The organism is Streptomyces sp., from assembly GCF_036566765.1.
Lineage (GTDB): Bacteria > Actinomycetota > Actinomycetes > Streptomycetales > Streptomycetaceae > Streptomyces.
Genome location: NZ_DATCVQ010000063.1, coordinates 1 through 13,700, shown reverse-complemented (window position 1 = coordinate 13,700; position 13,700 = coordinate 1). Strand labels below are relative to the sequence as shown.

11 protein-coding genes and 1 pseudogene are annotated in these 13,700 nt (G+C 72.9%); 6 read left to right on the top strand and 6 right to left on the bottom strand.

Annotated elements, in window-relative coordinates; genetic code table 11:
• Together VIU94_RS03160 and VIU94_RS03155 are read right to left on the bottom strand one after the other, a co-directional pair.
• Positions 1-1,331 (bottom strand): annotated as a pseudogene (locus VIU94_RS03160) (hypothetical protein); the annotation flags it as partial.
• Between the two features lie 352 nt (positions 1,332-1,683).
• The gene (locus tag VIU94_RS03155; RefSeq protein WP_331907263.1) at positions 1,684-1,827 is read right to left on the bottom strand and encodes a hypothetical protein; all 144 of its coding nucleotides are present in this window, start codon (positions 1,825-1,827) and stop codon (positions 1,684-1,686) included.
• A 329-nt stretch (positions 1,828-2,156) separates the two neighbouring features.
• Here VIU94_RS03155 and VIU94_RS03150 point away from each other — a divergent pair, with 329 nt between their 5' ends.
• The 6 genes from VIU94_RS03150 to VIU94_RS03125 all read left to right on the top strand — a co-directional run bounded on the left by VIU94_RS03150 (position 2,157) and on the right by VIU94_RS03125 (position 8,983).
• Positions 2,157-4,433: a sensor histidine kinase gene (locus VIU94_RS03150; RefSeq protein WP_331907261.1), complete on the top strand. Its 2,277-nt coding sequence runs from the start codon at positions 2,157-2,159 to the stop codon at positions 4,431-4,433.
• Entirely contained in the window at positions 4,430-4,834 is a 405-nt protein-coding gene (locus tag VIU94_RS03145; protein WP_331907259.1) for a roadblock/LC7 domain-containing protein, read from the top strand. The genes VIU94_RS03150 and VIU94_RS03145 overlap by 4 nt, the downstream gene beginning before the upstream one ends.
• Positions 4,835-4,884: 50 nt before the next feature.
• Positions 4,885-5,199: a DUF742 domain-containing protein gene (locus tag VIU94_RS03140; protein ID WP_331907257.1), complete on the top strand. Its 315-nt coding sequence runs from the start codon at positions 4,885-4,887 to the stop codon at positions 5,197-5,199.
• Complete coding sequence (locus VIU94_RS03135; protein WP_331907255.1) at positions 5,186-5,779, top strand: GTP-binding protein; 594 nt, start codon at positions 5,186-5,188, stop codon at positions 5,777-5,779. Before VIU94_RS03140 ends, VIU94_RS03135 begins: the two co-directional genes overlap by 14 nt.
• Positions 5,780-5,971: 192 nt before the next feature.
• Entirely contained in the window at positions 5,972-7,564 is a 1,593-nt protein-coding gene (locus VIU94_RS03130; RefSeq protein WP_331907253.1) for a N,N-dimethylformamidase beta subunit family domain-containing protein, read from the top strand.
• 102 nt (positions 7,565-7,666) lie between these two features.
• Positions 7,667-8,983 carry an LCP family protein gene (locus VIU94_RS03125; protein ID WP_331907251.1) on the top strand — a complete coding sequence of 439 codons (1,317 nt, stop codon included), beginning with the start codon at positions 7,667-7,669 and terminating at the stop codon, positions 8,981-8,983.
• A 137-nt stretch (positions 8,984-9,120) separates the two neighbouring features.
• On the opposite strand, the gene VIU94_RS03120 is transcribed toward VIU94_RS03125, so the two are convergent.
• The 4 genes from VIU94_RS03120 to VIU94_RS03105 form a co-directional block, all read right to left on the bottom strand.
• Complete coding sequence (locus VIU94_RS03120; RefSeq protein ID WP_331907249.1) at positions 9,121-10,314, bottom strand: M6 family metalloprotease domain-containing protein; 1,194 nt, start codon at positions 10,312-10,314, stop codon at positions 9,121-9,123.
• A 43-nt stretch (positions 10,315-10,357) separates the two neighbouring features.
• Positions 10,358-11,620, bottom strand: a complete 1,263-nt coding sequence (locus VIU94_RS03115) for an alpha/beta fold hydrolase (protein ID WP_331907247.1) — start codon at positions 11,618-11,620, stop codon at positions 10,358-10,360.
• Between the two features lie 110 nt (positions 11,621-11,730).
• The gene (locus tag VIU94_RS03110; RefSeq protein WP_331907245.1) at positions 11,731-12,411 is read right to left on the bottom strand and encodes a GntR family transcriptional regulator; all 681 of its coding nucleotides are present in this window, start codon (positions 12,409-12,411) and stop codon (positions 11,731-11,733) included.
• Between the two features lie 55 nt (positions 12,412-12,466).
• Positions 12,467-13,700: aldehyde dehydrogenase family protein (locus VIU94_RS03105; protein WP_331907243.1), on the bottom strand; the 1,234-nt coding region annotated here is incomplete at its 5' end.

The window sequence follows — 13,700 nt, the reverse complement described above, 5'->3', positions numbered from 1 at the left end:
CTGCCGCCGCCGTCGCCACCGCTGTTGCCACCGCCTTGGCCGCCACCGCTGCCGCCGGTGTCGCCACCGCCTGAACCGCCGGAACCGCCCCCGCTGTTACCACCGCTCTGGCCGCCGCCTTGGCCGCCCTGGCCGTCGCCGCCCTGGCCACCGCCGCTACTCCCGCCGCCGTGGCCGGGTCGGCGCTCGTTCTCCTGGCTCCCGCCGCTGTTGCCGCCGCCGGAGTCGCCGCCTCCGCTCCCGCCAGAGCCACCGGAACCGCCCGAGCCGCCGGAGCCGGAGTCGCCGCCTCCGCTGCCGCCCGAGCCGGAGCCGCCACCGCCTTCGCCCTCGCCGCGCTCGTAGACGCCGCCGGGCCCGAAGCCACCGGCACCGCCGCCTTCTCCGCCGCCGGCACTGCCGAAGCCGTCGCCGGGACCGCCGTCGAAGCCACCGCCGTGACCGCCGATTCCGCCACCGTGGCCACCGATTCCGCCGAAGCCGCCGGAGCCGTCCGGGCCGCCCCCGTGGCCCCCGAAACCGCCCCCGAGGCCATCGCCGAATCCGCCTTCGCCGCTGCCGCCGAAGCCGCCGCCGGGACCCCCGTCGATGCCACCGCCATGGCCGCCGAGCCCACCGCCAAGGCCACCGAGGCCGTCGCCGTTGCCCTCGCCGAATCCCCCGCCGAAGTCGCCGCCGAGACCCGAGCCGTCGCCACCGTCGCCGAACCCGCCAGGTCCTCCGAACCCACCGAGCCCGCCCGCTCCGTCGCCCCCCAGACCGCCGGGCCCATCGAGTCCGAGGCCGCCGGGACCGTGGCCGCCGAGCCCCGTACCGCCCTCACCGAAGTCACCGAAGTCACCGAAGTCGCCAAAGCCGCCGGAGTTGTCGAAGCCCCCCGGACCGCCGAGCTCGCCCGCGTTGCCGAGGTCGCCCAGCAGGGAACCTCCGTCGCCGAGGGACGAGTTGCCCAGCGAGTCACCGAGCAGGCCGGTCATCTCGCCCGCTGCCGCGTCGATCTCAGGGGCCGACTCACGAACATCGCCGGCATCGGCCGCGTCCACCTGTGACCCCGCATCCTGCGCGACGGGGTCGATCGACATGTCGTGGTGCGCCAGCGCGTGTGCCGCGTTGCCGAAGAAGAGGGACGACTTGGACAGCCGCGCGTCGAGTGTGGCCGGCCCGTCGGCCGTACCGGATTCCACGCGGAGCCGGCGCAGCTCGGTGACCTGCTCGGGCGTCAGGCCGAGTCTTCGTGACACCTCGTCGGTGTCGCCGTCGAGTTGGGCGGCGAAGGCGGGGTCGACCGCCAGCCGGGTCATGGCATCGCGAAAGGCGTCGTCGTTCGTCATGGCCTCACGTTCTCCGTCGGTCAGCGTGCGCTCTGATGAATCCGGCGGGAAGTGGAGGGGCCCCCTGGTCGGCGGCATGGATACCATTCCGGCCATCCCAACCGATGCCTGCAGGAACCTTATAGGGGCTGTTGCCCGACTCGCGCAAGGCCTGAGGAGGGCATCGACGGACTTCCGGAAGCACCCGGAGGGTGCAAGATCCGGCCAGCGGGCGTCACATCAGTCAACGGGGGCTCGATCGACCTCACCGGTCGCCCACGACGTCGAGATCACCGCCTCGGGTCCCGACAGGGGTCTGCGCCGGCTTGGGTCGGCGCCAGGGGCGGGCGATCGGGTCGCAGACGGGCTGCCATCAGGGGACGACCGGGACCGCGCCGGCCGGCTCGAACGGCTGGCCGGGGCGCGGGAGAGCAACGGACTGGCCGGCCTCTCCCGCCGAGTCCTTGGTCAACTCGCCGGGCCCGGCCGGCCTGAGGCCGCCGGCGGGGTCGGTCATTCCGAGCGCCGGTCGCGCCAGGAACGCAGCAGGGCACGCGCACTGACAGGCCTGACGTGCCGTCATCCGTACACCCGCAGCCCCCTACCACGCCAACGCCATGGAATCAATCCCTCCGCTTACTCGGTGTGTCTGGATATGATCGCTCCGCATCCCCAGTCACGCCGGATCGAGTGAACCCCCCGCCGTCCCCACCCCTGGACCGCGCGCCCGACACGGCAGTCGGCCCGTCCCCATGCATCCCCGTGCATCCCCGCTCCCGAGGACTGATGTCTCCCATAGAACCCGAAGGCCCAGGCGCGCCGTCGACGACTCGTAGACGGCGTACCGTGCATCTACGTACGCTGCTCATCTGGCTGGCAATCGTCCCCACCCTGGCCATGAGCGCCCAAGTCGCCGTGACCGTAAGTCAACTGCTCGAGCGGTCCCAGCACCTGCGCGCCGATGTGGCGGCCGGTGAGCGGTATGGCGCACCCCTGTACGCGCTCATGACCGATCTGCAGGCCGAGCGGAGGATGACCGCCGCCGGATGGGCCGGCGCGCCCGGGTCCGAGAACAAGCTGCGGGACCTGCGCGCGGCCACGGACCGTTCGGCGGCCGAGTTCCGCGCGCTCGTGCCCGCCGGCCCCGAGGCGGCCGAGTCCGGGGACAGTCACCTCCAGGAGGTGGGGAGCGGCCTCGGCGACCTGGCCGCGTACCGCGAGCGCGCCGACGCCCGCAGCAGCAGCGCCCACGGCGCAATCGCCTATTACACCCGTCTGATCGGCCAGATCGTCCGCGTCTACCAGGAGGCCTTCAGCCACGGCGAGGACGGTGAGCTGGCCGAGGAGAGCCGGCCGATGATCGCCATGTTCTCCGCCTTCGAGATGGTGGCTCGCGAGGACACGATCCTCGCCCTCGCCGAGCCTTCCAGGGAGCTCAGCCCCACCACGTTCGCGGAGTTCGCCAACGCCGTCGGAGCGCAGCGGTACCTGTACGAAACGTGGGTCGTACCGTATCTGCCGGCCGAGGAGCAGGCCTCCTACGCGCAGTTGACGAGCTCGGACGCCTGGCACACCAAGACCGCGATCGAGGACGCCGTCGTCTCCGAGCACCAGGACCTCGACTCCGGAGTCGGCGTGAGACTGCCCCGCGAGATCCGCGCCTGGCCGGCCGCGCACAAGGAGTTCTCCGCGAGCCTCACCGCGCTCAACGCCGAGCGGTCGCGGGCCGTGGTCGCCCGCGCCGAGGCCAAGGCCGGCGAACTCGAGGCCGAGGTCACCTGGCTGGTCACGGGAAGCGGCGGAGCGTTGCTGCTCGTCGTGCTGGTCGTCGTTCTCACCACCCGCTCAGCACTGCGCCGCCTGAGCGGCCTGCACGAGCGCACGGTGACCGTCGCCGACGAGACGCTGCCCGATGTCGTCGACCGACTGCAGCGCGGGCAGACCGTGGCCGCCGACGCGCTGCCGACGGCCGGCGGACAGCAGGACGAAGTGGGGCGTATCAGTGACGCCTTCGCCCGGGTCGTCGCCGTATCCGTCGACGGACACCGGCAGCTCGCGGCCGAGCGCCAGGGCTTCGGCATGTTCGCGGCCGGCATCGCCTCGCGTACCGGAAACCTCGTCAGCCGCCAGCTGAGCCTCACCGAGGACATCCAGGACGCCTTCGGCCACAACGAGGCGCTCCTCGCCCAGCTGATGAGATCCGACCAGTTGACGGTGGGCATGCGGAGACAGATCGAGAACCTGCTCATCCTGGCGGACGGCGAAATCCCCGACCCGCACACCGAGCCCATGCGCGTCGCCGACCTGCTGCGCGAGGCGGCTGCGGAGGTCGAGGAGTTCCGGCGGATCGAGCGCCAGGCGCTGGACGAGATCAGCGTGGAGCCGCGCGTGATCAGCCAGATCAGCCATCTCCTGGCGGAGCTGCTCGACAACGCCACCCGCTTCTCCCCGCCGACGTCGAAGGTCGTCATCCGCGCCGAAACCGTGGCCGACGGGCTGTCCGTCGAGATCGAGGACCGCGGGCCGCGGGTGTCGGCCGAGCGCTACGAGGAGATGAACGCCCGCCTGCACTCGGCCCCGCCGTACTCCGTCCTGGCGGACAACGCCCACCGGCTGGGACTCTTCGTGGTCGGCCACCTCGCCGACCAGCTGGGGGCCACGGTCACGCTGCGCCGCTCGGTCTTCGGAGGCACGTCGGCGGTGGTGATCCTGCCCGGGGACCTGCTGGTACGGACGGAGGGCGGACAGGAGCCCGGACGCGAGCCGTCGCGCGAGCCCGCGCCGACTCCGCAGGCCGTCCCCGCCCCGCGGGCCGTCCCCGCCCCCCGTCCGCCGGTGGAGCGCAAGCCGGAGCCGGTCCTGCACACGGGCTCCGGACTGCCGACCCGCCGGGCGCCCGAGCGGCCGGTGACAGCGGCCGCTGCTCCGGACGGCACCGCGCGCCCGGCGCTCCCCGAGCGCGTCCCGCAGACCCACATCGCCGAGCAACTCCGCGCACCCCGCGCACCCGAAGAGACCGCCGTACCGGACGAGGCGACCCCCGAAGAGGTCGCTGACGCCTGGGCGGACTACGAACACGGGACCCAGACAGTCGAAGAAGAGCTCCGACGGGATCAGCCATGACGACGACACCCAGCGAAATGATCTACAGCGTCCTGGACAACAACCTCAGCAGGATCGCCGGCATCCAGGGCGCCGTGCTCCTGTCCAACGACGGCATCATGCTCAGCGCCTATCTCCTCGAGCGGGACCGCGCCGAGCGCATCGCCGCCGCCTCCTCCGGAGTCGCCGCCACCATGAAGGCGATCTCCCGGGAGGTCGGCGGCGGCCGGGTCATCCGCCAACTGGTCGAGATGGACGAGAGCTACCTGTGCATCGTCGGCTGCGGCGAAGGCAGCACGCTCATCGTGGTGACCTCCCGCAAGGCGCGCCTCGGTGAGCTCGGGGGCGAGGCCGTACGGACCGCGCAGGCCCTCGGCGAGTGGCTGGGCACCCCCGAGCGCACCCAGGCGCCGAGCGCGTAATGCCGGACGAGCCGCAGCGCGGAAGTCGACGCCGTACGAGGCTGTACGCCTTGACCGACGGCCGTACAGCCGCGCCCCGCACCGTCCTCACCATGGACACCACCATCACGGCGGCGACGCCCCCGGAGGCCCACGGCGGCCTGCCCACCGAGTGGCAGGCCGTCCTCGCCCTCTGCGCGCCGCCGGGCGGAACGGCGGTCGCCGAGATCGCCGCGCGGATGCGGATCCGCCTCAGCCCGATGACGCTTCTGCTCGGCGAACTCGCCGACCGTGGGCTGATCCACCACCGGCCGCCCCTTGAGGCGGCCGCGACCACCAATGTCCACCTGCTCATGAGAATCAGGGACAACCTTGCCCGGATATGACACCCCTGCCGATGAAGCGGCGCCCGTCAAGATCCTCATCGCCGGGGGGTTCGGCGTCGGCAAGACGACCCTGGTCGAGACGGTCTCGGAGATCGAGCCGCTCCGGACGGAGGAACGGCTGACGGCCGCGGGTGTCGGCGTCGACGACCTCGACGGCATCGAGTCCAAGACGGTCACCACCGTGGCGATGGACTTCGGCCGGATCACGCTCACCGACGCGGGAGTCGTTCTCTACCTGTTCGGAACACCGGGCCAGGAGCGTTTCTGGTTCATGTGGGACGACCTGCTGAACGGGGCGATCGGGGCGATCGTGCTGGTCGACACACGCCGCCTGGACCGCAGCTTCCCGGCCGTCGACTTCTTCGAGAACCGCGGGTTGCCGTTCGTGGTCGGCGCGAACTGCTTCCACGGCGAACAGCCCTACACCGCGGAGGAGATCAGGGCCGCGCTGCACCTGCGCAACCCTCGGACTCCCGTCCTCATGCTCGACGCCCGCTCCCGCGACGACGCGCGGGGGGCCCTGCTCTCGCTCCTCGACATGCTGATCGCCAGGGCGGGCGAGGCCGCGACGACCGTCTGACCGACGTGCCGACGACGAAGACCGGCACCGCCCAGCCGAACCGCCACGGCGGCGGCGACGGGCGGAGTGATCTGGCTCGTCGAGGGCCGGAAGGCCGCTGCGGCCTGTCGGGCGCTCCGGGCTGGTCGGCGGGCGTACGGTGGGCGGGCCAAGTCGGGTCGCCGCACGGTCGTGGCCGGGTGAGGAGTCGAAGTGGGACGGAACGGGGACGGCGGACGGGCTGATCGCGGGCGTGGCGCCGGGCCCGCACGCCGACAGGTGCTCGGATTCGCGGCGGCTGTCGCCGTCCCGTCCGTGCTGCCAGGTGTCGCCTCCGCGGCGGGGACCGCGGCCGGCGCGTTCGATGTGCGAGCCGAGAACCTGCGTCCCGGGGCGGCGGACTGGCGGATCACCCGCGCCGGGCCTTCCCGCGCCATCCAGGGCTTCGCCGACCGCAGTTCGGTCCTGCCCGGCGAGACGCTGGCGCTGCGGGTGTCGACGACCGCACCCTCCTACACCGTCTCCGCCTATCGCATGGGCTGGTACGGCGGCGCCCGGGCCCGGCTGGTGTGGCGTTCCGCTGCGCTGCCCGGACTGCTCCAGCCGGCGGCGCGGGTCGAGGCCGCCACCCGGATGGCGTGGGCCGACTGGAAGAGGACCGCCGAGATCGGCACCGTCGGCTGGCCGGAGGGCTGCTACCTGCTGCGACTCGACACGGTGGGCGGCGAGCCGGCGCAGCGGTACGTCCCGGTGACCGTGCGGTCCGCGTCCGCGGCCGGGCGGATGGTCTTCGTCAACGCGGTCGCCACCTGGCAGGCGTACAACCGCTGGGGCGGCGCGGACCTGTACAAGGGGACGACGGGGAAGAAGGGTTCGCGGTCGCTGTCGGTGAGCTTCGACCGGCCTTACCAGAACGCGCACGGGGCCGGTCTGTTCCTGACGTACGAGGCGCCGCTGCTTGCACTGGCGGAGCGGATGGGCCTCCCCCTCGCGTACGCCACCGGCATCGACGTGGCGCGCGAGAAGACCCTGTTGCGCGGGGCCGCGGCACTGCTGTCGCCAGGGCACGACGAGTACTGGAGCCCGGAACAGCGGCGTCACGTGACGCAGGCCCAGGGAGCCGGTGTGAACCTGGCAGTGTTCGGGGCGAACTGCTGCTACCGGCGTGTACGGTTCGAGGCCTCCGCGGCCGGCCCTGACCGGACCGTGGTCTGCTACAAGGACGACTACGCCCAGGATCCGGGGTTCCGCCGCGGGCTGCCGCCGACCCACGACTTCCGCCGTCGGCCCGCTCCGGAACCCGAGAGCAGCTTGCTGTGCGTGATGTACGGCGGTTATCCGGTCGACGCGCCCTATGTGGTCGCCCGGCCGGACCACTGGCTGCTGGACGGCACCGGGGCCAGGGCGGGCGAGTCCTTCACGCACTTGGTCGGGGTGGAGTACGACCGGGTGGACCTGCGGTATCCGACGCCGCGGCCGATCGAGGTCCTGGCCCACTCGCCGGTGGTGCGCAAGGGGCGTGCGTCGTACGCGGACACCGTGTACGCCTCCCTGCCGTCCGGCGCCGGCCTGTTCGCCGCGGGGACGATGCGCTGGGTGGAGTCCCTGGAGGCGCACGGCACGGGCGGCGGGACGGCGAACCATGGACTGGACGGCCGGGCCGGGGCGTTCACGCGCACGGTGACCGGGAACGTGCTGCGGGCGTTCGCCGTCTCCCAGGCGGGGCGCATGCGGCCTGCGGTGGACGACGTGGCGCTCCATTACGGTGCGGACGGCGCCCCGGCAGGAGCAGTCTCCGGCGTGTAGGCGGAGCGCTGCGGCCTGTGTTCGCTAGCGTCGGCCTCCGACTCGGCGACCGCCGACGGCGGCGCGCCGGCCCGGCGGCCGCCCCGCTTTCGGGAGGTCGCGTTGCTCCGTACCGCCACCGCCGTCGCCCTGCTGGCCACGCTTGTCTCGGGCGCGGCCTGGGCCGGTCTGCCGGCCGACCGTTCTCCGACGATAAGGGGGACGAACATCCTCGTCGCCGGCGTCGACAGCCGTGCCGGGCTGTCGAAGGCGGAGAAGAACCGGCTGCACGTCGGGGGCAAGGGGTGCAACTGCACGGACGTGATGATGCTCGTGCACCTGTCGGAGGACCGTCGCCGGGTGAGCGTGGTGTCCCTGCCCCGGGACTCCTACGTCGAGTACGCCGACGGCAGCGGCGTGCGCGGCAAGATCAACGGCGCGTACGCCCGCGGCGGCCAGGCGCTCACCGTCAAGACCGTCGAGAAGGTCACCGGGCTGCACGTGGACCACTACCTGGAGACCGGGTTCACCGGGTTCGAACAGGCCGTCAACGGGCTGGGGGGCGCGACGCTGTGCACCGCAAGGCACCTGAAGGACGAGAATGCCGGGCTGGACCTGACACCGGGCATGCATCACGCGGACGGCAACGGCGCCCTGCGGTACGTTCGTGCCCGGCACATCGAGCGTCCGGGCGACCTCGGCCGGGTACGGCGCCAGCAGCGCACCGTCTCCGACCTGTTGACCCGGCTCACCGCCGAGCGCGCGCTGGCCGACCCCGCGGCGGCGGCCCAGACCACGGCGACCCTGCTGAAGTCGGTGCGCACGGACGGACACACGAGCGTGGCCGACCTGGCGGGCATCGGTCTGGCCCTCGCGCGGCTGCGTCCCGAGCAGACCGAGTTCGCCACCGTCCCGATCCAGCACTTCGACCACCGCGTCCCCGGTGTGGGATCCACACTCCTGTGGCACCCGGCCCGCTCGCAGGCCCTGTGGAAGGCAGTCGCGGAGGACCGCCCCGTCACCGGCGACCGGCGCATCCAGCCCGTACCCGACAACCTGGTGCCCAACAACCCCGCCGGGATCAAGGCGCGGGTCGACGACGCCAAGACCGCGACGGCGCTGAAGGCTGCGGGCTTCGTCGTCACCGACACCTCGGCCACCGCGCCCGAGGTACGCCCCGACGGGCCCGCCCTGGTCCGCTACGCGCCCGGGAGGGAGACCGACGCGGCCACCCTGGCTGCGGCGCTGCCCGGCGCCAGGAGGCAGGTCGTCCCGGGCCACGACGCGTTCCTCGACGTCGTCGTGGGCACCCGACAGGGCGGAGTCAGGAAGGTCGCCTACGACCGGAACGTGGCCGAAGGAGCCCCGGTGACCTCCGACCGGCTCGGCTGTCTGGCCGCGGGGAACCGGCACGCCCCCGCAATCGCGGACCGCCGCTGACACGGGGGCGCGCTGATCATCCGGCCCAGCGTCCCGCAGATCGGGCCGGAGCCGCTGGAACGGGCGTACATCTCACGCGGGCCCGCGGCCGTCGCTCACCGCCACGGCTCCCTGGAGCGGCGCAGGTCAGCCTCTCCTCAGCTATTGCTGAGCCTGACCACGTCCCCCGCCGGACCGCCTGCGCGGACGGCGATCCGGGCGCCCGTGTCCGGGTCGGTAAAGGTCTGGCCCGGCTGGAACGCCGCGAGGTCGAGCTGCGTGCAGCCTGCGGTCGGGGTCGTGGTCGGGTTGGCGTTCATGACGCGCACCGGGCCCTCGCCGGTCGGGGTCGCGGAGTCGATCCGGTAGATGAGCACACCGCTCGAACAGGCGGAGCCGTCGTTGCGCTCGGGGCGGCGGGACTCGGCGACGTATGCCGTGGTCTCACCGGTACGCAGTACGGCGATCTTGGTGCCGCCGGGGCGTTCCACGGGAGTCAGGCGCATGGTGCGGTGTCCGGGTCCCGCGAGGCAGGCGACCTGGCGGTCGCGGGTCCAGCCCAGTTTCCACGAGTGCCAGCCGAGGAACTGCGGGGCGGCCCCCGCGATGTCGCCCATGACGTCCCAGCCGCCTGCGTACTGGTGGGTGGGGCCGGTGAAGGAGTAGAGATCGGGCAGGCCGAAGGTGTGGCCGGTCTCGTGGGCGACGACCTTGTGACCCCAGCGCCACATGTCCTGACCGAAGGTCACGGCCCACTTGAGGCGGGCCCCGTCGGCGGTCACACCGGGCGTGGCGGGGTCGTAGAGGTAGGTCGGGGAGAACGGGATCGCGGCCGCCGTCCGGGTGGGAACGATGTAGACCATGTCGTAGCGGGAGAAGTCCGCGTACGGGTCCGCGGCGACGATCGCGTCGCGCACGTACTTCTCGTGGGCCTCGAAGGTGAGTCCGCGTGCGAAACCGTACGAGGTCGAGTCCGCGGGCATGCGGACCCAGCTGTGCAGGGAGTCGAGGGAGAGGCGGAGGCGGCCGTAGGCGGCCGTGCGCATCCAGTCGGCGGCGGGGGCGAGATGGGCGGCGTACGGCTCGGTGGAGTCGGTGGCCGGCGCGTCGGGGAAGTCGACGAACACGGTGAGGACACGGCGGGTTCCGGTGGCCGGCTGGAACTGGACGCGGTCGGTGTCGTGGCCTTCGTCCGTCCAGCCGGTCCGGCCGGGCAGCGCGCAGTCGGCAGCCCGAGTGGACGCGACGGGCTGTGCGGACGGGCCGGCCGCGTGCGCCGCAGGAGCGGTGACCAGGCATGAGGTGAGGGCGAGAGCAGTGACGAGGGGACGCAGGCGGGGCAGGGCGGACATGGCTCTCCTGTCGCAGGCAGCGGGAGGGTGAGGGAGCGAGGGGTTACGCGCGGCCCGCGGCCAGGTCCATCAGGCGAGTGAGGACGCGGCCGCCGGAGCTGGAGACGCCGTCGTGCTCCCACTCGTTGGTGACCCAGACGCGGGTGGCTCCGACCTCGCGTGCCGTGCGCAGCGAGAGGCCGGCATCGACGTACATGTCGTCGTGGTAGACGATCGCGGCGAGGGGGATCTCGTTGGCGGCGAGGCGGGTCGGGTCGTAGAGGGGCGGCCAGTCGGTGCGGGCGGCCAGGAGGGCGGCGGCGTCGGCGAAGGGGCGAAGACCGCTGATCTCGCGGAACATCCAGGGGTAGATCATCTCGCCGGTGAGCAGCAGGGGGTCGGCGTCCGCGGCGAACTCGCCGAGTTCGGCGAGGGCTCGGGAGGCCGCCCAGCCGGTCGGGCCCGCGCCCTGCCCGTACAGGGTCTCCTGCATGACGGCGAAGAGCGGGTTGTCGGTGAAGCCCGTCAGGGTCATGACCTGGTGGAGGAAGGTGTCGGTCGGTGCGCCGTCCGGGTCGAGGGCTTCGTCGAGCAGCCAGTGCAGGCGCTCGAATCCGTCGCCCATGCCGAGCATGAGGCCGAGCGTACGGAGGCGGTGCGGGGTGAGCCGGTCCCCGTTCGGCAGGCGGACCTCGCCGGTCGCGAGGGAGTCGGCGATCTTCCGCAGGCGGGGGGCGTCGTCGGGATGGCGGGCGTAGAAGTCGAGGACCCGGTCGCGGACGCGGGGGTAGGTGCGGGCATAGACGTCGTCGGCGGTGGCGGTGAGGCCGGGAAGGCCGCCGGTGACGTAGCAGGCCCGCAGGCCCTCGGGGGCCTGGGAGAGGTAGGTGAGGGTGATGAAGCCGCCGTAGCTCTGACCGAGCGTCTCCCACGGGGCGTCTCCGCACAGTCGTCGGCGGATCAGTTCCGCGTCGGCGACGATCGCGTCGGCGCGGAAGCAGGACAAGTACGCGGCGAGCCGGCCCGGGGAGAATCGGGCGGCGGAGCGGGCGGTGACAGGGGTGGAGCGGCCGGTGCCACGCTGGTCGAGCAGAAGTACGCGGTGGGTCTTCAGTGCCTGGTCCAGCCAGCCGGGTGAACCGGCGGAGGGGCGGGGCGACTTGCCGCCGGGGCCGCCCTGGAGATACAGCAGCCAGGGCAGTTCCTCGTTCACGCGGGCGGGGTCGACGACCTCACGGGCGAAGACCTCGACCGTGAGCCCCCCGGGGTCTGTGTGGTCCAGGGGGACGGTGAACGTGTGGTCGACGGTCGCGTAGGCGGGGTTCATGGATCCCTTTCACGGCCGGCGAGGACCGAGCCGGTGGTGTGTGACATTGCATAGCAGTGTGACGTCACGCCGCCTGGCACGAGGAGCCCTCAGCCGCCCATAACCCCGTGCTATGCCTCGGCCGGTCGTTCGTCCTTGGCCCACAGGGAGCGGACATGGCCCAGGTGCCGGGTCATACACGCTTCCGCGCCCTCGGCGTCGCCGGCGAGCATGACGTCGAGGAGTTCCAGGTGCTCCTCGGCGGAGGGGATGAGCTCGCCGCGCTCGTCGAGGGTCGTGAGGCCGTACAGGCGGGTCCGCTTGCGCAGGTCGCCGACGGTCTCGACGAGCCGTTCGTTGCCCGCGAGGCCGAGGAGCGCGAGGTGGAACCGCCGGTCCGCCTCCAGGTAGCCGATGAGGTCGTGGGCGCGGGCGGCGCGCACGATCTCCTCGGCGAGCGGCCGCAACGCTTCCAGCTCGTCGCGGGCGGCGGTGCGCGTGACGCGGCCGATGACCGGGATCTCGATGAGGGCGCGGATCTCGGTGTACTGGTCGAGGTCGCGCTCGTCGACCTCGGTGACGCGGAACCCCTTGTTGCGGACGGGCTCGACCAGGCCCTCACGGGCCAGGTCGAGCATCGCCTCGCGGACGGGGGTGGCGGAGATGCCGAAGTCCTCGGCCAGGGTGGGCGCGGAGTACACCGCTCCCGGGCGCAGCTCCCCCGAGATGAGGGCGGCGCGCAGAGCGTGGGCGACCTGATCGCGCAGCCGCTCCCGGGAGGCGTTGAGGTCGCGGCGGGTCAGGTGCCCCATGGCGGTGGTGATCCTTCCATCTGGTCCGGACCACCACCGTACAATGTCACGTTGCTCAGATGGGTGACAGGGTGTAGGTCCGGCTGGACGTGTAGAACTCCAGAGCCGCGCGGCCCTGTTCGCGCGCACCGAGGCTGGATGCCTTGGCGCCTCCGAAGGGGAGGTGGAAGTCGACGCCGGTGGAGGGGGCGTTGATCCGGATCATCCCGGTGTCGAGCCCGTCGAGCGCGCCCAGGGCCGTGCTCAGGTCGGCGGTGTGGACCGAGGTGACCAGGCCGTACGGCACGGAGTTGGCGATGCGCACCGCGTGGGCGAGGTCGTCGGCGGGCAGCAGGGCGGCCAGGGGACCGAAGACCTCCTCGCGCAGCAGCCTGTGCCCCGGGGAGACTTTCTCGACCAGGGTGGGCGCCGCGTACCAGCCAGGCCCGGGCGGCACGGTGCCGCCGGCGAGTACGGACAGCCCCTTCCACGCCTCGGCGGCCCGGTCGCGGGCCTGCTCGCCGATCAGCGGGCCGCAGACGGTCGCCGGGTCGGACGGGTCGCCGACGGGCAGCGCGCGCAGCGCCTCGGCGAGCGCCTCGCGCAGGGGCGTGAGGGCGCCGCCGACGGCGATCACCCGGCTGGTGGCGGTGCATTTCTGCCCCGCGTAGCCGGCGATGGCAGCGGCGATCTGGCCTGCAGCCTGCTCGATATCGGCGTCCGGCAGGACGAGCGCCGCGTTCAGACCGCCCATCTCGGCCTGGACCGGGACGCCGCGGGCCGTCGCGGTGCGCGCGACGGCCTGCCCGACGGGGGTGGAGCCCGTGAAGGAGACCACGTCCGCGGCGGAGACGAGCGCGTTCCCCTCGGTCGCGCCACCGGGCAGGACGGTGAACACACCTGTGGGGACGGCCTGGTGGACGATCCCGGCGAGGCGCTGGGCGCAGGCGGTGGCCTCGGGGGCGGGCTTGAGGACGACCGTGTTACCGGCCGCGAGGGCCGGGGCGGCCTTCCAGCTCGGGATGGCGAAGGGGAAGTTCCAGGGCGTGACGAGCCCGGCCACGCCGTGCGGGCGGCGCCGCGTCAGGAGGAGCCCGCTGCCGGCCGCGGGCTCGTGCACAGCGCCGACGGCCTCGTAGGGGGCTTGGGCGTAGTAGCGCCAGATCGCGGCAGCGCGCGCGATCTCGGCGCGGGCTTCCGTGAGGGGCTTGCCGACCTCGCGGACGGCGAGCGCGGCCAGTTCGTCGGCCGCCGCTTCGAGGCCGGCGGCGACTGCCCCCAGGGCGGCGGCGCGGGCGGCGGCCCCGGCG